The sequence below is a fragment of the Bacillus sp. BPN334 genome (assembly GCF_008368885.1).
Lineage (GTDB): Bacteria > Bacillota > Bacilli > Bacillales > Bacillaceae_G > Bacillus_A > Bacillus_A wiedmannii.
In genome coordinates, this window is record NZ_QOZW01000004.1 from 1 (window position 1) to 21,126 (window position 21,126).

Annotated in this window: 18 protein-coding genes, 12 tRNA genes and 1 rRNA gene; 2 read left to right on the plus strand and 29 right to left on the minus strand. The window is 38.0% G+C overall.

The window, feature by feature from the left end; translation table 11 throughout:
• From DN393_RS03620 to DN393_RS03685, 14 genes are all read right to left on the minus strand, one after another.
• Positions 1 to 181: ribosomal RNA gene (locus DN393_RS03620) — 16S ribosomal RNA — on the minus strand; the annotation flags it as partial.
• A gap of 77 nt (positions 182 to 258) precedes the next feature.
• A tRNA-Gly gene (locus tag DN393_RS03625) sits at positions 259 to 329 on the minus strand.
• A 1-nt stretch (position 330) separates the two neighbouring features.
• Positions 331 to 407 (minus strand) — tRNA-Pro (locus DN393_RS03630).
• Positions 408 to 410: 3 nt separating this feature from the next.
• A tRNA-Arg gene (locus DN393_RS03635) sits at positions 411 to 487 on the minus strand.
• Between the two features lie 98 nt (positions 488 to 585).
• Positions 586 to 668 (minus strand) — tRNA-Leu (locus DN393_RS03640).
• Between the two features lie 16 nt (positions 669 to 684).
• A tRNA-Lys gene (locus tag DN393_RS03645) sits at positions 685 to 757 on the minus strand.
• A gap of 5 nt (positions 758 to 762) precedes the next feature.
• Positions 763 to 837, minus strand: a tRNA-Gln gene (locus DN393_RS03650).
• An 87-nt stretch (positions 838 to 924) separates the two neighbouring features.
• Positions 925 to 1,000: transfer RNA gene (locus tag DN393_RS03655), tRNA-Asp, on the minus strand.
• 3 nt (positions 1,001 to 1,003) lie between these two features.
• Positions 1,004 to 1,080 (minus strand) — tRNA-Met (locus DN393_RS03660).
• A 24-nt stretch (positions 1,081 to 1,104) separates the two neighbouring features.
• Positions 1,105 to 1,180 (minus strand) — tRNA-Val (locus DN393_RS03665).
• Positions 1,181 to 1,184: 4 nt separating this feature from the next.
• Positions 1,185 to 1,259, minus strand: a tRNA-Glu gene (locus DN393_RS03670).
• Positions 1,260 to 1,267: 8 nt separating this feature from the next.
• Positions 1,268 to 1,358 (minus strand) — tRNA-Ser (locus DN393_RS03675).
• 3 nt (positions 1,359 to 1,361) lie between these two features.
• Positions 1,362 to 1,436: transfer RNA gene (locus DN393_RS03680), tRNA-Asn, on the minus strand.
• Between the two features lie 114 nt (positions 1,437 to 1,550).
• Entirely contained in the window at positions 1,551 to 2,015 is a 465-nt protein-coding gene (locus DN393_RS03685; RefSeq protein WP_149173324.1) for a SprT family protein, read from the minus strand.
• A gap of 189 nt (positions 2,016 to 2,204) precedes the next feature.
• On the opposite strand from DN393_RS03685, the gene cmpA reads away from it, so the two are divergent.
• A complete protein-coding gene (gene cmpA / locus DN393_RS03690; protein WP_001143642.1) occupies positions 2,205 to 2,321 on the plus strand; it encodes a cortex morphogenetic protein CmpA in 117 nt (38 codons plus the stop codon).
• 57 nt (positions 2,322 to 2,378) lie between these two features.
• Here the strand turns inward: cmpA and DN393_RS03695 are convergent, their stop codons facing one another.
• The 6 genes from DN393_RS03695 to acpS all read right to left on the minus strand — a co-directional run bounded on the left by DN393_RS03695 (position 2,379) and on the right by acpS (position 8,321).
• Complete coding sequence (locus tag DN393_RS03695; RefSeq protein WP_064475232.1) at positions 2,379 to 4,547, minus strand: Tex family protein; 2,169 nt, start codon at positions 4,545 to 4,547, stop codon at positions 2,379 to 2,381.
• A 68-nt stretch (positions 4,548 to 4,615) separates the two neighbouring features.
• The gene (gene ndoA, locus DN393_RS03700) at positions 4,616 to 4,966 is read right to left on the minus strand and encodes a type II toxin-antitoxin system endoribonuclease NdoA (RefSeq protein WP_000635963.1); all 351 of its coding nucleotides are present in this window, start codon (positions 4,964 to 4,966) and stop codon (positions 4,616 to 4,618) included.
• Between the two features lie 4 nt (positions 4,967 to 4,970).
• Positions 4,971 to 5,258 (minus strand): antitoxin EndoAI, encoded by a 288-nt coding sequence (locus DN393_RS03705; protein ID WP_000004570.1) that lies wholly within the window; start codon positions 5,256 to 5,258, stop codon positions 4,971 to 4,973.
• 308 nt (positions 5,259 to 5,566) lie between these two features.
• On the minus strand, positions 5,567 to 6,736 hold the full coding sequence (alr, locus tag DN393_RS03710) for an alanine racemase (RefSeq protein WP_000390587.1): 1,170 nt from the start codon (positions 6,734 to 6,736) through the stop codon (positions 5,567 to 5,569).
• Positions 6,737 to 6,854: 118 nt separating this feature from the next.
• Entirely contained in the window at positions 6,855 to 7,805 is a 951-nt protein-coding gene (locus DN393_RS03715; RefSeq protein WP_149173330.1) for a LolA family protein, read from the minus strand.
• A 156-nt stretch (positions 7,806 to 7,961) separates the two neighbouring features.
• The gene (gene acpS, locus DN393_RS03720) at positions 7,962 to 8,321 is read right to left on the minus strand and encodes a holo-ACP synthase (RefSeq protein ID WP_000635044.1); all 360 of its coding nucleotides are present in this window, start codon (positions 8,319 to 8,321) and stop codon (positions 7,962 to 7,964) included.
• Positions 8,322 to 8,413: 92 nt separating this feature from the next.
• Between acpS and DN393_RS03725 the strand changes: the two genes are divergently transcribed.
• Positions 8,414 to 8,986 carry a rhomboid family intramembrane serine protease gene (locus tag DN393_RS03725; RefSeq protein WP_064475233.1) on the plus strand — a complete coding sequence of 191 codons (573 nt, stop codon included), beginning with the start codon at positions 8,414 to 8,416 and terminating at the stop codon, positions 8,984 to 8,986.
• On the opposite strand, the gene uvsE is transcribed toward DN393_RS03725, so the two are convergent.
• From uvsE to hppD, 9 genes are all read right to left on the minus strand, one after another.
• Complete coding sequence (gene uvsE, locus DN393_RS03730; RefSeq protein ID WP_088048235.1) at positions 8,979 to 9,941, minus strand: UV DNA damage repair endonuclease UvsE; 963 nt, start codon at positions 9,939 to 9,941, stop codon at positions 8,979 to 8,981. The genes DN393_RS03725 and uvsE overlap by 8 nt on opposite strands.
• Positions 9,942 to 10,033: 92 nt before the next feature.
• Positions 10,034 to 11,620 (minus strand): degradosome RNA helicase CshA, encoded by a 1,587-nt coding sequence (cshA, locus tag DN393_RS03735; RefSeq protein ID WP_000206596.1) that lies wholly within the window; start codon positions 11,618 to 11,620, stop codon positions 10,034 to 10,036.
• 305 nt (positions 11,621 to 11,925) lie between these two features.
• Positions 11,926 to 13,302 carry a UDP-N-acetylmuramoyl-tripeptide--D-alanyl-D-alanine ligase gene (gene murF / locus DN393_RS03740; RefSeq protein WP_064475235.1) on the minus strand — a complete coding sequence of 459 codons (1,377 nt, stop codon included), beginning with the start codon at positions 13,300 to 13,302 and terminating at the stop codon, positions 11,926 to 11,928.
• A 60-nt stretch (positions 13,303 to 13,362) separates the two neighbouring features.
• A complete protein-coding gene (locus DN393_RS03745; protein ID WP_000161438.1) occupies positions 13,363 to 14,448 on the minus strand; it encodes a D-alanine--D-alanine ligase in 1,086 nt (361 codons plus the stop codon).
• Between the two features lie 369 nt (positions 14,449 to 14,817).
• Entirely contained in the window at positions 14,818 to 16,089 is a 1,272-nt protein-coding gene (locus tag DN393_RS03750) for an MDR family MFS transporter (protein WP_064475236.1), read from the minus strand.
• 108 nt (positions 16,090 to 16,197) lie between these two features.
• Complete coding sequence (locus DN393_RS03755; protein WP_000809356.1) at positions 16,198 to 17,613, minus strand: branched-chain amino acid transporter BcaP; 1,416 nt, start codon at positions 17,611 to 17,613, stop codon at positions 16,198 to 16,200.
• Between the two features lie 231 nt (positions 17,614 to 17,844).
• On the minus strand, positions 17,845 to 19,017 hold the full coding sequence (locus DN393_RS03760; protein WP_064475237.1) for a homogentisate 1,2-dioxygenase: 1,173 nt from the start codon (positions 19,015 to 19,017) through the stop codon (positions 17,845 to 17,847).
• Positions 18,983 to 19,939: a fumarylacetoacetate hydrolase family protein gene (locus tag DN393_RS03765; protein WP_064475238.1), complete on the minus strand. Its 957-nt coding sequence runs from the start codon at positions 19,937 to 19,939 to the stop codon at positions 18,983 to 18,985. Before DN393_RS03765 ends, DN393_RS03760 begins: the two co-directional genes overlap by 35 nt.
• Before the next feature lie 66 nt (positions 19,940 to 20,005).
• Positions 20,006 to 21,124 carry a 4-hydroxyphenylpyruvate dioxygenase gene (gene hppD, locus DN393_RS03770; protein WP_000810916.1) on the minus strand — a complete coding sequence of 373 codons (1,119 nt, stop codon included), beginning with the start codon at positions 21,122 to 21,124 and terminating at the stop codon, positions 20,006 to 20,008.
• Positions 21,125 to 21,126 lie beyond the last annotated feature (2 nt).

Genomic DNA, 21,126 nt, shown 5'->3' on the forward strand with positions numbered 1-21,126 from the left:
TTATCCGGTATTAGCCCCGGTTTCCCGGAGTTATCCCAGTCTTATGGGCAGGTTACCCACGTGTTACTCACCCGTCCGCCGCTAACTTCTTGAGAGCAAGCTCTCAATCCATTCGCTCGACTTGCATGTATTAGGCACGCCGCCAGCGTTCATCCTGAGCCAGGATCAAACTCTCCAATAAAGTTAGTTTGTCTAGCATCTAAAAATAAAAATTGACGTTTCACGTTGTTTGTTTCGTTCAGTTTTCAAAGAACTAAAAGCGGGTGAAGAGAATCGAACTCTCGACCAGAGCTTGGAAGGCTCTTGTTTTACCACTAAACTACACCCGCGTGGTCGGGAAGACAGGATTTGAACCTGCGACCCCCTGGTCCCAAACCAGGTGCTCTACCAAGCTGAGCCACTTCCCGTTATGGCGCGCCCGAGAGGAGTCGAACCCCTAACCTCTTGATCCGTAGTCAAACGCTCTATCCAATTGAGCTACGGGCGCTTATTCATGATGTTTTTTCGTCGTTGTATTTTGGCGACTCAATTATCTTATCATACTACATTTTCAAATGCAAGTACTTTTTAAAAAAGATTTTTTGATGCGGCCGAGAGGACTTGAACCTCCACGGGGTTTCCCCCACTAGGCCCTCAACCTAGCGCGTCTGCCGTTCCGCCACGACCGCGCGGAAAAAACAAAAGTGAGCCATGAAGGATTCGAACCTTCGACCCTCTGATTAAAAGTCAGATGCTCTACCAACTGAGCTAATGGCTCGTAAATGGCTGGGCTAGCTGGATTCGAACCAGCGCATGACGGAGTCAAAGTCCGTTGCCTTACCGCTTGGCTATAGCCCATCGAAATATTTATCTTCTTTTCAAAGACAAATGTTATTGTAACATAATGTCCAACAAAAAACAACTGCCAAATAGCAGAAGTTAAAATGGCGGTCCCGACCGGGGTCGAACCGGCGATCTCCTGCGTGACAGGCAGGCATGTTAACCACTACACCACGGGACCATTTGGTTGCGGGGACAGGATTTGAACCTGCGACCTTCGGGTTATGAGCCCGACGAGCTACCGTGCTGCTCCACCCCGCGATGATACTATTTATATAATTTATATGGTGGAGGATGACGGGATCGAACCGCCGACCCCCTGCTTGTAAGGCAGGTGCTCTCCCAGCTGAGCTAATCCTCCGAAGTGGTGACCCGTACGGGATTCGAACCCGTGTTACCGCCGTGAAAGGGCGGTGTCTTAACCACTTGACCAACGGGCCAGTATGTATGGCAGAGAAGAAGGGATTCGAACCCTCGCACCGCGTTAGCGATCTACTCCCTTAGCAGGGGAGCCCCTTGAGCCACTTGGGTACTTCTCTGTATGGCTCCGCAGGTAGGACTCGAACCTACGACCGATCGGTTAACAGCCGATAGCTCTACCACTGAGCTACTGCGGAATAATAAAGACAATTTGTATCTTATAAAATTTCTTATCGTAAGTCAAGATGTTTTTTCACAACATCTTGTACAAACGTGACATGTTTATAATATACTGGATTGCGTTTTCACTGTCAAGATATTTTCTTTATCAGGTTCAGTTTCCCTTTACACTTTCCGCAGACATATCTTTTTGTATTTATTTGACGTCTTCTTACATATTGAAGCGAACAGCCCATACATTCATACGTATAAACCTTTTTTTCCTTCTCTTCATTAATTATTCGTTTACAGAAGCGTGGCGCATCAACTTCTTTTAACAATTCACGAAAATCTCTATCCCGGTGCTTATAGCCCCTTCCTGTAATATGTAAGTGATAATGACAAAGCTCATGTTTAATGATTCCGACTAACTCTTCTTTCCCATACATTTCGTAATATAGATAATTCAGTTCAATATTGTGTGTATTCAATAGATAACGTCCACCAGTTGTTCGCAACCTACTGTTGAACATAGCTCTATGTAAAAATGGCATTCCGAAGTATTGTAGTGATACTTCTTCCACCAGACGCTGTATTTCTTGCTCATCCACTCTCATTCCTCCTAAACTAAAAAATATTTTTACACTTTTCTCCTCCCTTATACATATATTAAATAGTACATATACCCATCCTCATTCAAGAAGCGTGGTTTCTAAAAATATAGCATGAATAGAAATCCACTCACCAACCTCTCATCAATAGTACCTTAGATTTTTGAGAGTAGGATTAAACAAGGAGGGATTCCTATGCCTACGTGGCTAAAAAAACAAATGCAACGCGCATATTTTGAAAAAAACCGGTATCAAATTAAATTACTAAATGAATGCTGGTTTTATTATAGCAAAATACATCAAAGCTCATAATCCATTACACGTTTTATCCCATAAAAAAAGAGCAGTTTCATCTGCTCTCTTCTCTTACTATTCAATCGGCAACATGGATAGTGCAACGCGACCTTTTTTCGTATCAATATCATCTACCCATACCTTGACGATTTGTCCGACAGATACAATATCTAACGGATGCTTCACATACTGTTTGCTTAGTTTAGAAATATGTACTAAACCATCTTGTTTTACACCTACATCAACAAAAGCACCAAAATCAACAACGTTACGAACTGTTCCTTCCAGTTCCATACCACGTTTTAAATCTTCTAATTTCAAAATCCCTTTTTTCAGAAGCGGTTTAGGCAACTCATCCCTCATGTCTCGCTCTGGACTAATGAGCGCATCTATAATATCAACTAATGTCGGCTCCCCAACTCCCGTTTCTTGCGATAACTTAGAAATCTCCACTTCTTCTAAGCTCTTTTGTAATTGCAATTGTCCTACGTCATCTTTTGATAACCCTAGACTCTTCAATAACAATTCAACATTTTTATATTGTTCTGGATGAATACCCGTTCGATCTAACGGATTTGCCCCTTCTAATATACGTAAGAAACCTATGCATTGTTCATATGTCTTCGCACCTAAACGCGGTATTTTCTTTAAGTCTGTTCGTTTTGTAAATTTCCCTTCTTCTTCACGCTTTGCCACAATATTTTTCGCAACAGTTTTCGATAAACCCGAAACATATTGCAATAACGCAACTGAAGCTGTATTTACATTCACACCGACTTGGTTAACTGCCGTCTCTACTACAAATGTTAATGATTCATTCAATCTCTTTTGAGATACATCATGTTGGTATTGTCCAACCCCAACTGATTTAGGATCAATCTTCACAAGTTCAGCAAGTGGATCTTGCAGACGTCTCCCAATAGAAACAGCACTTCTTTCTTCAACCTGTAAATTCGGAAATTCCTCACGAGCTAAATCGGAGGCCGAATACACGCTCGCACCAGCTTCGTTCACAATAATATAGAAGACTTCTTGTTTCACATTTTGCAATACATCAACTATAAATTCTTCCGACTCTCTAGAAGCTGTACCATTCCCAATCGCAATCATTTCAACTTGATATTTATCTATAATGGAAAGAACTTTCGTTTTTGCATCTTCATATTTACGAACAGGTGGATGCGGATAAATAACATCAATATATAGAACCTTCCCCGTATCATCTACAACAGCTAATTTACAACCCGTTCTATATGCAGGATCTAAAGCTAACACAACCTTTCCTTTCATTGGAGGTTGTAATAACAAATTACGTAAGTTCTCAGAGAAAATATGTATCGCTTGTTCCTCAGCTGTTTCTGTTAATTCTTTTCGAATCTCTCTTTCAATGGAGGATTGAATTAATCGTTTATAACCATCCTCAATTGCTAACTTTACATAATGTGCACTTTTAGAATCGTTATCACGAATTACTCTCTTATATAAGAAAGTTACTATCTCATCTACTGGTGGAACAACAGAAACTCTCAATATATCTTCTTTCTCACCGCGATTCATCGCTAATACACGATGCGGTACTACTTTCTGCAACGGTTCTTCATAACTGTAATACATTTCATATATATTCTTTTCATCTTTCTCTTCATCTTTTACGGACGAAGACATAACACCTTTTCTAAAAGTAACATTACGAATCCAACTACGATAAGCTGCTTCATCTGAAACGATTTCTGCAATAATGTCTTGGGCACCTTGTAATGCTTCTTCTGCAGATTGCACTTCTTTCTCTGCGTTAATAAACTCCACTGCCTTCTGATTTGGATCTTCTTTCTTATATAACAATAACCATTCAGCTAACGGCTCTAGTCCTTTTTCTTTTGCAATCGTTGCTTTCGTTCTTCTTTTCTCTTTATATGGACGATATAAATCTTCTATTTCTTGCAACTTTACAGCTTTAACAATTTGCTGACGTAACTCTCCTGTCAGTTTCCCCTTCTCATCAATAAGACGAAGAACCTCTTCTTTCCTATCTTCAAGCTGCATCATATATTGCCATCTCTCTAAAATTGTACGAATTTGCACTTCATCTAAAGAGCCTGTCCATTCTTTTCGGTAACGAGCAATAAATGGAACTGTGTTACCTTCTTCTGTTAATTGAATAACATGACGAACTTGCTTTTCGGTAAAGCCTAATTCCTTCACTAACATTTTCATTAACGCTTGTCGATTATCTACCATCTCCATATACAACCGTAACCTCCTCTATAATAAAAAAAAGTTGCCCTGTAAAGAGAGCAACTTAAACTGCCGATTTAAAAATCTATTAGTCCTAAACTAATTTGTAGCGCTTCATCTACACGAATCATCATCACTTCATCTAAGTGAGTGATTTTGTCCGTTAAGCGCTGCTTATCGATTGTTCGAATCTGCTCAAGTAAAATAACAGAATCTCTCTCAAAACCGTACTTTTTCGCATCAATTTCCACATGAGTGGGTAATTTAGCTTTTTGAATCTGTGCAGTAATAGCCGCTACAATCACCGTTGGACTAAAACGATTTCCGATGTCATTTTGAATGACAAGAACCGGACGAACGCCTCCTTGCTCAGAACCAACAACTGGGGAAAGGTCTGCAAAATACACGTCGCCGCGTTTTACAATCAAAATATTACCCCCCGCTAACTAAGCGTTCTACTGTATGAGCTGCTTCATACTCTGCTAAGAAAGCTTCCGATGCAATACCAAGATTAATTTTTCCCATTTCAATGTACCCACGTCGCATTGATTCATGTTGGTAGCGTTTCTTCGTCTTATGTTGACGCAATAACAGTTGTGTTGCCTGGCAAATTAGTTCATGGCGATTCTTATTCTCTTGTTTTCCAATTCCGTCCAATTCCGTTACCATTTGCTTTGGCAACCGAACCACGATTTCAGTAGTTACACTTGATTCGGACACAAAAATACACCTCCACCGTCAACTACACACCCAAATATATATATGACACCTATTGTAATAATACCATTGTATGGAGCCTGTTGCAAAGACTTCCTTATTCCTTGCTTATGTTTTCCAATTCACAAACAAAACATTCATATTCTTTTATTTTTATCTTATTACAAACAAGAAACGAAAGAGTTCCCCTGCAAAATTCACGTTAAATTATGTTAAAAGTAATGATAAGTAAAAAGCTTCTCATCAAAATGAGCTTATTCTTAACCAATGAACAGTCCTCTCAAATGACAAGCAGCAAATCATACTACATTCTATATATTGTTCAAATAATTGATTACTTCTACAACCTTGCCGTGCCGTATGAATATTCTCGGCACACGGAAGCTTATCGTTGCAATAATTTCATAATTAATAGTCCCGGAATATTCAGCAACCTCAGTAGCACTAATATACTCATCACCTTGTTTTCCAATGAGTGTAACTTTCGTACCAAGCGGCACTTCACAAGGAAGGTGTATCATGAATTGATCCATTGTTACTCGACCTACAATCGGTACCCTTTTACCATTTATAAGCACTTCGAACCCTTGTAATCTTCTAAGCCATCCATCTGCATATCCAATCGCAACAGTTGCAATCCATTCTTCCGTTTTCGTTCGGTAAGTGACGTTATAACTAATCCCATCCCCTTTAATCACCTGTTTAATATGAGCAACTTTCGTATGCAGCGATAGCGCCGGTTCTAATTTAAACGGTAAAAAAGGGCGTATTTCTACAGACGGGGATAACCCATACATCGCAATGCCAATTCGTACTGCATTAAATGTAATCCCTTGAAAACGTAGCGTTGCAGCACTATTAGCTGTATGGACAAACTTAGGATCCACTCCGAACTCTTTCAACCAACTTAACTGCTGCAAAAATGTGTTATATTGCTTATCAAAGTAAGAAGTCTCCACCTCATCCGCTGTTGCAAAATGTGTATAAACTCCTTCTAATTCTAAAAACGGCGCACCTTCTAAACTCTTTAAAAACCCTTTTAATTCTTTTCGTTCGCGTATTCCAATTCTCCCCATACCACTATCGAAATTAATGTGGTATTTCATTGTAGATGAACCATCCCAAAGTTTGATCGCTTCATCTACCCATTCTTTTTGAAAAACAGTTAACGCTACATCATTTTCAGCAGCTACATTGACATCACGAGGCGGGGAAGGACCTAACACTAAAATCGGTACAGTAATACCAGCCCTTCGAAGCACTAGAGCTTCATCTAAAAAGGCAACCGCTAACCTTGTCGCCCCTGCTTCTAATGCCGTTTTAGCTACCGGTACATAATCGTGTCCATATGCATTCGCTTTGACTACAGCAAAAATCTCTACATCACTTGGAATGAAATCTTTAATGTGTGTAATATTGTTATAGATCGCATCTAAATCCACTTCCACCCAAGTGTCACGGTAAAATGGTGCTTCTTCCATAAATACACTTCCTTATACACGATATGCGAAGCTTATTCTTTTATATGCTTCTTTTATGAAATCCACCCTTCAAACTAAGAAAAGACGTGGTGCACATATATCACCACGTCTAAGAAGTTTACTTCACTTGCTTCTCTGTAACTGAACGAGCAACCATTAATAGCTCCTTCGGCTCTAAACCTTTAGACACGAGCATATATTCTACTCCGTTATGCGACCACGTTACAGATTCTTTCGTCAATGCACCAATCGTGAAACCAAGATCAACCAATTCTCCGCTCACACTTATCGCTGACGAAGCCTCTGCAACTTTTGCCTTTTCTTGTATCAAAGTAAAGGATTTCTTACTTCCAGTGTATGTGAGTATCGCACGCTTGCCACTGTCTGTCTTCAACTCTTTTTCATCTTTCAAAACCATACCTTGCGGCGTATCACGCGGATACAAAATAGCAAATGGTTTGTCTTCTTTCGCTGTTGTTTGAACATCTACTTGCGCTCTAGACATATTTTGTTTCGTATCAAATGCACCTTTATCAAATTTCGCATCAAATTTCACTTTTGAGAAATCTACTTTCACAAGAACATTTTGATCATTATCCATTAACTTCACCGAAACTGGTGTTAAATCACTTTTCTTCAATGTAATCTCTTGTTTCGGCAACATGTTTTGATGTTGATAGTTTGTTTTTGTTTTAAAAATATAATACTTATCTGTTTTTTCAAAAGTAAGGTTTTTCTTATCCTGTAAAATATCTCTCACAAGGGATTCATACAAGTAAGCCTGGCTACTATTTTGCGGCCAATCACTTTGGAAACGGAAACTCTTATTAAGTGCTGGCGTTAATACAAATACCCCTTCTTCATTTCTTAAAATAATTTGGCTTTGATCTTTTTTCGCATTCTGCAAATTCACACGATAAAAAGAAGGTTCCTTATGCCATATTTCTACCTTGTACTCCTGAGGCTCATTTCCTGTTTTAATAGATAATTTCGCTTCAGCTTGATAACTTTTCATCCCTTTTACTTTCGCCTCTAAATCTCTCACAACATCATCTTGTTTCTTTTCCATACAACCCGCCAACACAAAAACGGTTAATAAACCGACAAGAACTAAAAACAGACGCCTTTTCATCACTTCAGCCCCTTTGCCCCTATAAATGAATGGAAGATGTACCTTCCTTATCGCTACATCAAATATATGAGACAAAGATATAAAATATGCAGACTAGCGTGACGAGCTTTCTAAAACAACTTGAGCAACAGCAAATTCCTTACTATGACTAATTGATAAATGAACAATATGCTCTGTACTTGTAACGAGAATCGGCTTACCTCTATCATCATTCCTTACTTCAATATCTAAAAAACTTACTTCTTTTCCAATACCAGTTCCTACCGCTTTTGAATACGCCTCTTTCGCTGCAAATCTTCCAGCTACAAACTCTGTAAGGCGACTTCCCTTCAGCTCCTTAGCAACATTACGTTCACTTTCAGTTAAAATACGCTCCATAAATTTAAGTTTTCCATCTAGCATTTTTTCAATTCGATTCAATTCAATAATATCGATTCCAATTCCTACAATCATTTCAAAATCCCCTTCTTCTATTTAGCTTTCTTTTTTCATATTGTAAGAATAACAGAGAATCTTTCTGATGCAAAAGGAGTGATACTCACAACATGCTAATACCTTCTGCCCGCATTTCCTTACAACCAATCGTCATCGCTTTACTTCTCATACAATTAGTCATGATTATGTCAAGCGACTTCCTTCTCTTTCCTATGGCATCCTACAATGAATATATCGCTAAAGGAGAATGGTGGCGTCTCATAACTTCCTTACTTGTACATGTAGACTTACAACATTTCCTTTCTAATAGTATTTGTTTATTTGTGCTTGGCTCTTCTATTGAAAAACAACTAGGACACTTTTCTTTCATTATTATTTTTTTCCTTTCTGGTATTCTTGGAAATATTTCTTCTTATCTCATTATGCCTCTTGAATATATTCATGCCGGAGCATCTGGTGGTATTTTCGGATTGCTAGGTGCACAATTATTTCTATTGTATAGTCGATATCGTTCTTCCAATCCAAGAGACATCGCTATTTTTTCAATCATGATATGTATATTACTACTATTCACTTTCTTCAATCCCTCTGCTAACCCTATAAGCCATTTAACAGGATTGATCATTGGCGGTATTTGCACCCCTTTATTAACAAAAAAATTCGATGGTGCAGAGCTTATTTAATATAAAAGCTCGCACCATCGACAATTTCTACATCTGTTTGTTTACTTAAATCTCTCATTAATTGAAATAAAGACTCATCCTTCTTCTTCGCTTCAATCATACAATCAATTTGCGAAACACTTCCCTTTATCTTTTTTAAAAAAGATAAAAAAGTATCTACATTAATAAAGTCCGCATGTGCTCTCGGGTCTTTTCCCTCTCTAGGACTAGAAATGTGCATTTTCACCGGTAACAAAGACGATTCCCACGTATGTACAACACGCGCCCAATCTTCATGCCAATCTTCTCGATCATTATTCATCATATGGTGATGCAAATCAAACACGACTGGAATATCTAATTTTTCACCTAAATACAATGTTTCTTCTAAAGAAAAAGTCGTATCATCATTTTCTAATATGATCATCTCTTGGATACTTCTTGGAACACTTGACCAATTTTCTATAAATCGTTCTAATGCGAGTTCCTTATCGTTATAACCTCCACCCACATGTAATACGCATCGTTGCTTATGTGCAATTCCCATACCTTTTAATAATTTTTTATGCATCTGCAATGTCTTTACAGATTGTTTAAAAATATTCTTCTCAGGTGAATTCAGCACAACAAAATGATCTGGATGAAAATCAATACGCATATTCATTCGAATAGCGTAATCACCTAGCACTTTTAAATTTTCTTTTAAGGGGCGAATATAGTTCCACTCTAACAACTCCTCATGATTCGCCAAAGGAACAAGTTTGGAACTAAGCCGAAAGAAAGATATATCATGCCCTTTATTATGCTTTAATAACCGTAAACAATTTTCTAAATTCGAATTAGCAATTCTTTCGAGTTTACGAATTGCAGCCTCCCGATCATCAATTCGTTGAAACTGCGCATATGTCATCGTTTGAGATGGAGATGCATTCTTTAAATGTACACTCATCGCAACATACCCAAGTCTTACAAGCATGTAGCACCTCTTTTCTACACAAGTTATTATGTAGTATGTACAATTACAGAAATAAAAAAAGAGAATGCCAGCAAAGGGCATTCTCTTTTTTATTAAGCTTGTGGACGGCTATGATGTTTTCTTTCGCCACGTCCATTTGAAGATCCAGGGCGACCTTGACCTTCACCTTTACGACCACGGCTACCACCATCACGATTGCGATCACGGTTACGGCCATCGCCACCACGGCTACCACCATCACGATTGCGATCACGGTTACGACCATCGCCACCGCCGCGTCCGTCACGACTACGATTACGGTTACCATCACGGTATCCGCCTCCGTTACCGCCACGTTTTTTAGAACCGCCACCTCTTGAAACAACTGGTGGTTCTGATGTTAAAGCGATTGGAGTTGTATCTGGCTCTTTTGTCATCATTTTTAAAGCAGCAGCTACTACTGTTACAGAATCATTCTCTTCTAACATTTCTTCTGCAATACGCTTGTAGTATGATAAATTATCATTTTCAATTGTGCTTTGAAGTTTTTCAGCGATTAAACGTTGTTGACCTTCTAATGCCTCGTCAAGTGTCGGTGCTTCCATACGATCAACTTTACGTTTTGTAGTGCGCTCGATATTTTTTAATTGTCCTGATTCACGTGGTGTTACAAATAACATTGCAATACCTTTTTTACCTGCACGGCCAGTACGACCGATACGGTGAACGTATGATTCTGGATCTTGTGGGATATCGAAGTTATATACATGTGTTACGCCTGAAATATCAAGACCACGTGCAGCAACGTCTGTTGCAACAAGAACTTCAATAGCACCTTCTTTAAATTTACGTAATACAGACATACGCTTCGCTTGTGTTAAGTCACCGTGAATACCTTCTGCTGCATAACCACGTAAGTTTAATGCTTCTGATAATTCATCAACACGACGCTTTGTACGACCGAATACGATTGCAAGCTCTGGAGATTGAATATCTAATAAGCGTGTTAATACGTCAAACTTTTTCTTTTCTTGCACTTCTAAATAGAACTGCTGAATGTTTGGCATTGTTACTTCTTTTGCTTTTACTTTAATGTGTTGAGGCTCAGTCATGAAACGCTCAGCAATACGACGGATTGGATCTGGCATTGTCGCTGAGAATAATAATGTTTGATGTGTATCTGGCACATCTGTTAAAATCGCTTCAATATCTTCAATGAAGCCCATGTTTAACATTTCATCCGCTTCGTCAAGAACAACTGTCTCTACGTTTTGTAAGCGAAGTGTTTTACGGTTAATATGATCTAAAATACGACCCGGCGTACCAACAATAATGTGTGGGTGTTTTTTTAGAGCACGAATTTGGCGGTTAATATCTTGACCACCATAGATTGGTAAAATACGAACGCGTTTATGTTTACCAATTTTGTACAGCTCTTCTCCAACTTGAATTGCTAATTCACGCGTTGGCGCGATAACAATACCTTGAACTGCTTCTTTATTTGTATCCACTTTATCTAATAGTGGTAATCCGAATGCTGCTGTTTTCCCTGTACCTGTTTGCGCTTGCCCAATAATATCCTTACCTTGCAATGCATGTGGAATTGTTTCAGCTTGAATCGGCGTAGCCTCTTCAAAGCCCATACTTTCAACAGATTGTAGTAAAGACTCACTTAATCCTAATTCTCGAAATGTTGTCAATGTTACTTCTCCTTTTCTATCCTATACTTATCATTTAAAAAAAGGCGTTTTCCGAATTTGCGGAAAAGCCCTTTTCCTGAATGCTCACGTATATAAACGGGCGTATATTCTTCGCGAAAATACTTCTAAACGTTATTACACTTTATCAATTATAAGTTTTGTATGTGCAAAAAGCAAACCCAACTGTTACCTTATTTTCATATTCAGAGTTTTTTTCTTCACTTTTATTTTTTTATATTTACTGTAAGCGCTTATTATAAGTTTCTTCTATTTTCGCATCTATCATCCCTATTTATATACACCAATTATTTCAACATCGTAATTACTTCTTCCAATTTCATGCCGCGAGATGCTTTTATTAATACAACATCTTTAACATCAACTACTGCTTGTAACTCTTTTACTAGCTCTTCTTTATTATCATACGCTTTTACACGCTCAATAGGGAAATTAATTTTTGCTCCTTCAGCAATTTGAGCCCCTAATTTACCATATGTGAACACATATGCAATTTTTGCTGGATCGATTAATTTACCGACTTCATAATGAAACTGTACTTCTTGATTTCCAAGCTCTAACATATCACCGAGTACAACGATCTTCTTAGCAAATCCATCTAAACCGTTCATTAAGTGGAATGCTGCTTCCATAGCTGTCGGACTTGCATTATAAGCATCATTGATAATTGTTAATCCACTATTTGTTTTTACAATTTCCATACGCATGCCTGTCATTTGAAGTGTTACTAAACCTTCTTTCATCTCTTCCCACGTTACACCAAAATATTTCGCAATTGCCATTGAAGCAAGCGTATTGTACACATTGTGTTTTCCTAATACTGGTAAGTAAAATGAAATATTTTCTTCTCTATTCATTTTAAAATGTGTCCCAGTTGCCTGTAATGTTACAGTCGTTGGATAGTAATCATTTGCTCTAGCATCGCCAAAAGTAACTGTTTCAGCTATTAAATTCATTTCAGGAACACGATTTGTTAATAATGGCTCATCTCCGTTATATACGAACACTCCACCTTCTTGTAATCCTGTCACAATTTCTAATTTCGCTTCAGCAATTGCCTCACGAGAGCCTAAGTCCATTAAATGTGCCTCACCAATGTTCGTAATGATAGCTGCATTTGGACGAGCTAACTTAGATAAGAATTCAATTTCCCCTTGGCTTGACATACCCATTTCTAATACAGCTACTTCTGTATTTTCTTCTAAGTTTAAAATAGTAAGAGGTAACCCGATATGGTTATTAAAGTTGCCTTCTGTTTTTTGAACTTTGAATTTAGTTGCAAGAAGACTTGTTACAATATCTTTTGTAGATGTTTTACCATTACTCCCTGTCACACCAATAACTTTCACATCCAATTGATCGCGATAGTTTTTCGCTAACATTTGTAATGCCGATAGCGTGTCTTCTACAAAAATAACGGGAAGATTCTTAGGTGGATTTGCTACATCTTTCATCCATAATGTCGCCACAGCTCCATTTTCAACGGCTTTATCTACAAAAGCATGTCCATCGAAACGTTCACCTTGAATCGGAACATATAGGTTGCCTTTTTCGATTTTTCTCGTATCAATAGACACTCCTTGTATAGTAATTCCCTCATATTGCTCTGCTAATCCCGTACCATTTACCATCTGTTCTACTTGTTTTAACGTTCGATTTATCATGAGAACACTCCTTACATAGAGGAAGCACTATTCCTGCGAATAGTGCTTCCTCCTTTTTTGTTAGATTGTATATTTAATTTTTTGTTTTTCTTCGTGACGCTCAATCGCTAAACGAATTAGCTCTTCAATTAATTCCGGATACGGTAATCCAGTATGTTGCCATAGTAGAGGGAACATACTAAACGGCGTAAACCCTGGCATCGTATTCACTTCGTTAATATATACTTCTCCATCTTTCGTTAAGAAGAAATCAGCTCTTGTTAAGCCAGCACTATCTAACGATTGGAATGCAATAATTGCATCTCGCTTAATGACATTAGACTCTTCTTCTGTCATTTCAGCCGGAATAATTAATGCTGTATCGCCATCGATATATTTCGACTTATAATCATAGAAGTCCTTTTTCGGTACGATTTCACCTACAACTGAACATTTCGGTTCATCATTACCTAATACACCAACTTCTACTTCACGTCCAACGATATTTTCTTCTACAATAATTTTGCGGTCAAATTGGAATGCCTCTTCAAATGCATTCTCAAGCTCTTCACGATTTTTACACTTATTAATACCAACACTTGAACCAAGGTTTGCTGGTTTTACGAAGCAAGGATATCCTAAAACTTCTTCTACTTTTTCATATGCTGTTTCACAATCTTTTTCCCATGCACTACGAATAAACGATGCATACTTCGCTTGTTTCAATCCAGCTTCTGCGAAGATGTTTTTCATAACAACTTTATCCATACCAGCAGCTGATGCTAGAACACCATTTCCTACATAAGGAATGTTCATTAATTCTAATAATCCTTGAACCGTTCCATCTTCACCATTTGGTCCATGTAATAATGGGAAAATAACGTCAATAGCATTTTCTTCAGAAGCTGCAGATGGAATGATTTCTGTACTTAATGATAGCGGAGAAATCGCATTTTCTGCGCCGCTCATTTTTAGAACTTCAACATCTGTTACTTCACCTTCAATACGCTCACCGCGCACCCATTGACCTTGTTCTGTAATATAAATTGGATGAATCTCGAATTTATCTTGATTTAATGCTTTAATAGCAGCAAGAGCCGTTTGTAGCGAAACTTGATGCTCAGCTGATTTTCCACCATATAATAAACCTAATTTAATTTTTGTCACTGAAATCACCCTAACCAATTGTTTTCATTTTTCTATTTTAGCACTTTTTATAAAAATAGGTAGTTCCTATTTGAAATAAAATGTAACTTCCACAAATAATTAAATGACACCACTTATTGGTTTTCTATACTTTTTCTACTTAACTTTCTTCATAAATATACAAAATTAAATTCTAAAATACAGTGAAACTTTCATTAACGAGGGGCCATCCCCACTAATTATCAGCCCGCACCAATCGGGCAGTTATCTCCCGCCGAATTTTGAGGTGGAAGTCTTACTGCCCACAAATAGTGGGATAAAATTGTAATCCAATCTAGTTATGTACCTAAAATATGTAGAAATCCCCTTTTTGTGTATGTCATCTACTCATTAAGAAGATTGTTTGGTCAGTTTGCCTTTTTGCCTTTGCTCAACGAGACGATCTAAAGAAACATATACAATACCTGCAACTACACATCCTACAGCTAAAATTGTAAATAGAAAGTGGCCAAGTAATCGATCCAATAAAAAACCACCAAGAAGTGGACCGAATGCGCCTCCTGTAATCCACTGCAAACTTGCAGCTCCCATATAAGTCCCTCTCAAGTGCTCAGGAGCCAAATTCGCTACAAACGTCATCTGTACAGGCGACATAATCATCTCACCTAACGTATATATGGCATAAACGAACAGCAACGTTATTAAAATAATCGTAGCATTTGCATCAAATTCTCCAAACCACTTCGGTAACCATCCTATAAAGAACAAACCAATCCCGAACAAACATGCACCATATAACATCGTCTTTCCGACAGGTTTATCTGTGGCCCATTTTGAAATTTGAAATTGGAACAACACAACTAATAGTCCATTTAAAGCCATTAAATATGGATATGGATTGTTAGTTCCAAAAATGCCTTTCATTTCATTATCAAAGTGCAGCGGCAACATACCTTCTGTTTGAGAAAATCCCATCGAAATAATGATACCTGCTAACAAATAAATCATTAGTGCCTTATCTCTCATTACAATTTTCCAAACCGCCCCTGATTCCTTTTCTTTATTCTCTTCTTTATTCGCGCCCTTTGGCATTGTCTCTTGAATAAGAATGAATACAAGTAATGCATAAAATAACATCGTAGACGAGGCAATAATAAACACAAGGTTCTTCGACAACATAACTACTGAAGCACCCATTATCGGGCCAATTGCAGCACCTATATTGTACCCCATCCGCAATAAACCGTATGCCTCGGTTCTTTTTTCAGGTGCTGTTACATCCGCAACCATCGCTGATGCAGCGGGATGGAATAATGAATTACTGAGTCCTAAAAAAATAGATAAAATAGCATAAGGAATAAATCCTTCTATAAATAAAAAACCTAGCATGAACAAAGCATTACTCACCATTGAAAAGATCATTATTGGCTTTCTTCCATATATATCAGCAATCCTCCCACCAAGAAGAGAACCGAAACTTGCGGCAATCGGAGAAAGTGCCATAATAACCCCTACTTCCAATAACGAATCCACCTTATCTTTTAAATATAGTGCAAAAAAAGGCATCAACATCATCATTGCAATTCCATTTAACGTTTCGCCAATAAACCGAATCCATATGTTTCGGTCCATCTCCCTTAACTCACGCCACGTATTTTTCATACATTCACCCCTCAGTTCCCCAACAATTATATTATATACACAATCAGAAAAATGTAAATTTTCAGAATAAAAAATCCATCCTAACAGAATTAGAATGGATTTTTCAACTTATAAATTTGCTGCATCTTCTTCGTCTTTACTATTATTTAAAGCACTATGTTTTCGGCTATATAAGAAGTAAACCGCAATACCGATAACCATCCATACCCCAAAACTAATCCAAGCAGTTCCGGATAACTGAAGCATTAAATATAAACAAAAAATCACCGTTAATGCTGGTAAAAATGGTACAAGCGGTGCCTTAAATGCTCTTGGTAAATCAGGATGAGTTCTTCTCATTACAATAACAGCAACAGCTACAAGTGCAAAGGCTGATAAAGTCCCCATATTTACAAGATGCGCTAACACATTTAAATCTATTAATCCTGAAATAAGTGCTGCAATAATTCCTGTTGTCCATGTATTTAAAAATGGTGTTTTAAATTTTGGATGGACTTTAGCAAGGCGCTTCGGCAATAATCCATCTCTACTCATTGCATACGAAACACGTACTTGCCCATACATCATAACTAACATTACTGTTGTGATTCCTGTAATTGCTCCTACTGAAATTACTCCCGCTAAACTATCTTGTCCAATAAATTGAAGTGCAAAAGCAACTGGATCTGATATATTTAACTGTCCGTATGGAACAATTCCTGTCAAAATAAGTGAAACAACAATATAAAGAACCGTACAAATTAATAAAGATGCAATAATGCCAATTGGTAAATCACGTTGTGGACGTTTCACTTCTTCTGCTGCCGTTGAAACTGCATCGAATCCTATGAATGCGAAGAACACTGTCGCAGCTCCAGCCATTACACCATCTAAGCCAAACGGCATAAAAGGTGTCCAATTTTCAGGTTTTACATAATTAAAACCAGCAAAGATAAAGATGAGAACAACCGCTAATTTAATAAACACCATAATGTTATTTATTCGTGCACTTTCACGAACACCTCTAGATAAAAGAACTGTCATCACTAAAATAATTAGAACCGCAGGCAAATCAATTATTCCACCCTTTCCTGTACCAGGGGCCGAGGAGAGAATGGTAGGAATATGGATCCCAAATCCCTTTAATAAAGATTGAAAATAAGCGGACCAACCGTTTGCTACAGCAGATGTAGCGAGTAAATACTCAAGCATTAAGTCCCATCCAATTAAAAATGCGAATACCTCTCCCATCGTCGCATATGTGTACGTATACACACTGCCTGAGACAGGAACTGAAGAAGCGAATTCAGCATAACAAAATGCAGCAAAGGCACAGGCTAACGCGGCTATCGCAAATGATAATATAATAGCTGGTCCAGAATGTTTTGCTGCTACCACGCCCGTTAGAACAAAAATACCTGTTCCAACAATTGCCCCGATTCCAAGCATAGTTAAATCCAATGCACCCAATGTTCTTGCTAACGTCTTTTGCTTACTCTCTTGCATTAGCTTTGCAATAGGCTTCTTTTGAAAAATTTGCTTCATAGCATGCTCCTCCAAGTTTTAAATTTTCTGAAAATTTTTAATTCGCTTTTTTATTTTACTCATTGTACTTTCCCCAGTCAATACTTTTGTCGAAATAAGTAGAAATCTTTCGGAACATACAATATCCTTATCGTTGTTTCTATATATCTTTCCGTATTTTTTTTTGGTATTATTATACATGTCGATTCCACAAAAGAGGCATGCTCACTTATTGAGCATGCCTCTTTTTACCTATTTCATAGTATGTGACCCTTCTTCAATCCAGCTATACATATATTTTTCATCTTCTGTTTCATGTGCTTGCTTTACAATACGAAGCGGACGGAACGTGTCTATCATAACAGCTAGTTCAAGTGTTTCTTTCTTCCCTATACTTCCCTCTGTTTTACCAGGATGCGGCCCATGAGGAATTCCGCTCGGATGAAGTGTAATAGAACCTTCTTCCACACCTTTCCGGCTCATAAAGTTTCCTTCTACATAGTACAGTACTTCATCACTATTCACGTTACTATGATAATATGGTGCCGGAATAGATTCTGGATGATAGTCGTATAAACGTGGTACGAAAGAACAAATAACGAAATTGTGACCTTCGAACGTTTGATGTACTGGAGGTGGCTGATGAATACGACCTGTGATTGGTTCAAAGTCCTCTACATTAAAGACCCACGGATATAAATAGCCATCCCAACCAACAACATCTAACGGATGGTGCCCTAAAACATGTTTATGCATATACCCTCGCGACTTTGTCATTACGACAAACTCACCTTTTTCATCATACGTCTCTAATTTTTCAGGACCACGAATATCTCTCTCACAAAACGGACTATGCTCTAACAATTGTCCATATTCATTCCGATAGCGACGCGGCGTTGTGATTTGACTATTTGCCTCTACAACAAGAAATTTAGTCTCTCCTTCATCTGGAATAACACGATAAATCGTTCCAATTGGGATTGTTACATAATCACCTTTTCGATAGTGAATCGTTCCAAACATCGTTTCAATTTTCCCTGTTCCATAATGAACAAATAACATTTCATCACCATCACCATTACGGTAGAAATAGTCCATTTTTTCTGTTGGAGCCACTATTCCAATTAATAAATCCTCATTCCCAAGCATAAAATTTCTTCCGCTTACTGCATCGCCAGTTTTTTTATTTTCTTTTGTGCGAAAATGACGATGAGCAAGAGCTACATCTTCTTCATACTGCAACTGACAAGAATGAGATAATGCCGCATGACCTACTTCCGTTGGCATATAATGATGGTACAAAATAGATTGCGTACCAGAAAAACCTTTTGTTCCCATTACCTGTTCGCGATAAAGCGACCCATCTTTTTTACGGAATTGTACATGTCGTTTATGAGGTAGCTCCCCCATGTGACGATAAAACATGCCCATCACCTGCTTCCATTTCTTTTTTGACCGTATTACGTAACGTACCTAAACCAGTAATCGTAAGTTCTACAACATCCCCATCTTGCAGCCACTCTTCCGTACCCAATTCTAAAACACAACCTGTTCCTACTGTCCCAGAACCAATCACATCGCCTGGATATAACGTAACGTCTTCCGAAGCACGTTCAATCATTTCAGCAAATGTATAGTAAATATCTTGGAAGTTCCCCTTTGATAATAGCTTTCCATTTACATGAGCAGTCATCTCTAACTCATAACGGTCACCGTTACGATAAACATCCAATTCCTCTTTCGTAACAAGGTGCGCTCCTAATGAAGTTGCAAAATCTTTTCCTTTTGCTGGACCAAGTCCTACCTTCATTTCTGTTGCTTGTAAGTCCCTTGCACTCCAGTCGTTCATAATACAATAACCAAAAATGTATTCCTCTGCTTGCTCACGAGAAATATTTCTTCCTTCTTTCCCAATTACACAAGCGATCTCTAACTCATAATCAAGCTTTTTAGATTTCTTCGGACCAATTACAAAATCATCCGGACCAATTACAGCACGATGGTTCGTAAAATAAAAAACCGGGATATCGTACCATTCAGGTACAACCTCTAGCCCTCTCCGGCCGCGGGCCGTTTTTACATGCTGTTCAAACGCGTAAAAATCCCGAATACTACTCGGATTAGGAATTGCCGCCGCTAATTGCACTTCCTCTAAGGAATATATACCCTTTTCTGGATTCTCTATATTACGCAATACTTCTACATACTCATCCGCTTTCTCTAAAAAGGCGAACATAGAAGAAGGTAATTTTCCATCACTAGCAAGATTGATATCAATTACTTTGTCACCTTCAAGCCATCCAGCTCGCATTTCTTTCGAAGGAAGACGAAATGTAACAAATTTCATCATGATTCCTCCCTATAAAAATGAAATTTCCACCAGCAAAGAGACTTTTGCTGGTGGATACAAATCTTATAAGTTTCCGCGACGTTCCTGTTCTCTTTCAATTGATTCAAATAATGCTTTAAAGTTCCCTTCTCCAAATCCGCGAGAACCTTTACGTTGAATAATTTCAATAAATAAAGTTGGACGATCTACAATTGGTTTCGTAAAGATTTGTAGTAAGTATCCTTCCTCATCGCGATCTACTAAAATCTTTAATTCTTTTAACCTATCAATTTCTTCATCAATTTTCCCAACTCGCGCACTTAACTCATCATAATAAGTATCAGGTGTATCTAAAAACTCCACGCCATTTTCACGAAGCGCTTCCACTGTTTTAACAATATCGCTTGTTAATAAAGCAAGATGTTGTACACCTGCTCCATTATAGAATTCTAGATATTCTTGAATTTGCGATTTTCTCTTTCCATCTGCTGGCTCGTTAATAGGGAACTTAATACGACTTCCATTTGTCATAACTTTCGACATTAATGCTGAATACTCTGTACTAATATCGTCATCATCAAAATGAATCATTTGTTTAAAGCCCATAACATTCTCATAATAGCTAACCCATTCTTCCATTTTCTCAACATTACCAACTACGTGGTCTACAGCAATTAAACCTGACTCTTCAAACGGAATATTAAACTCCACCTGTTGGAATCCTGGCATAAATGTTCCTTTATAATTTTTACGCTCTACAAGCGTGTGAATTGTATCACCATACGTACCAATAACTGCTTTTTTCAATGTACCGTTCTCGTCTGTTAATTCCACAGGTGGAGCAATCGCGACGGCACCACGTTTCACAGCTTCCGAGTATGCTTTGTCAACATCGTCAACAAGTAAAGCAACATCTTTTACACCATCACCATGTGTCTTTACAAATTCTGCGATACGATTATCGCTACTTAAAGCTCCAGACACAACAAAACGCATATTTTTTTGCACAAGAACATAAGATACCTTTTCACGGTTACCAGTTTCTAATCCAGAGTAAGCCACAATTTTGAAACCGAATGCTCTCGCAAGGTAATAACTTGATTGCTTTGCATTTCCTACGTAAAATTCCAAATGATCTACATCACGTACCGGAAAAAAGTCCTCCATTTGTGCAGCTAGCGTATCCATAGATTTTTGTTTCATAA

What these genes read in the sequence shown, in the direction of transcription:
- murF (WP_064475235.1), bottom strand. Translation starts at nt 13,302, where the DNA reads ATGATAAATCGAACGTTAAAACAAGTAGAACAGATGGTAAATGGTACG.
- DN393_RS03755 (WP_000809356.1), bottom strand. Translation starts at nt 17,613, where the DNA reads ATGAAGCAAATTTTTCAAAAGAAGCCTATTGCAAAGCTAATGCAAGAG.
- hppD (WP_000810916.1), bottom strand. Translation starts at nt 21,124, where the DNA reads ATGAAACAAAAATCTATGGATACGCTAGCTGCACAAATGGAGGACTTT.
- DN393_RS03760 (WP_064475237.1), bottom strand. Translation starts at nt 19,017, where the DNA reads ATGTTTTATCGTCACATGGGGGAGCTACCTCATAAACGACATGTACAA.
- DN393_RS03750 (WP_064475236.1), bottom strand. Translation starts at nt 16,089, where the DNA reads ATGAAAAATACGTGGCGTGAGTTAAGGGAGATGGACCGAAACATATGG.
- alr (WP_000390587.1), bottom strand. Translation starts at nt 6,736, where the DNA reads ATGGAAGAAGCACCATTTTACCGTGACACTTGGGTGGAAGTGGATTTA.
- cmpA (WP_001143642.1), top strand. Translation starts at nt 2,205, where the DNA reads ATGCCTACGTGGCTAAAAAAACAAATGCAACGCGCATATTTTGAAAAA.
- uvsE (WP_088048235.1), bottom strand. Translation starts at nt 9,941, where the DNA reads ATGCTTGTAAGACTTGGGTATGTTGCGATGAGTGTACATTTAAAGAAT.
- DN393_RS03765 (WP_064475238.1), bottom strand. Translation starts at nt 19,939, where the DNA reads ATGAAATTTGTTACATTTCGTCTTCCTTCGAAAGAAATGCGAGCTGGA.
- DN393_RS03685 (WP_149173324.1), bottom strand. Translation starts at nt 2,015, where the DNA reads ATGAGAGTGGATGAGCAAGAAATACAGCGTCTGGTGGAAGAAGTATCA.
- DN393_RS03695 (WP_064475232.1), bottom strand. Translation starts at nt 4,547, where the DNA reads ATGGAGATGGTAGATAATCGACAAGCGTTAATGAAAATGTTAGTGAAG.
- DN393_RS03715 (WP_149173330.1), bottom strand. Translation starts at nt 7,805, where the DNA reads ATGGAAAAGAAACAAGATGATGTTGTGAGAGATTTAGAGGCGAAAGTA.
- DN393_RS03725 (WP_064475233.1), top strand. Translation starts at nt 8,414, where the DNA reads ATGCTAATACCTTCTGCCCGCATTTCCTTACAACCAATCGTCATCGCT.
- acpS (WP_000635044.1), bottom strand. Translation starts at nt 8,321, where the DNA reads ATGATTGTAGGAATTGGAATCGATATTATTGAATTGAATCGAATTGAA.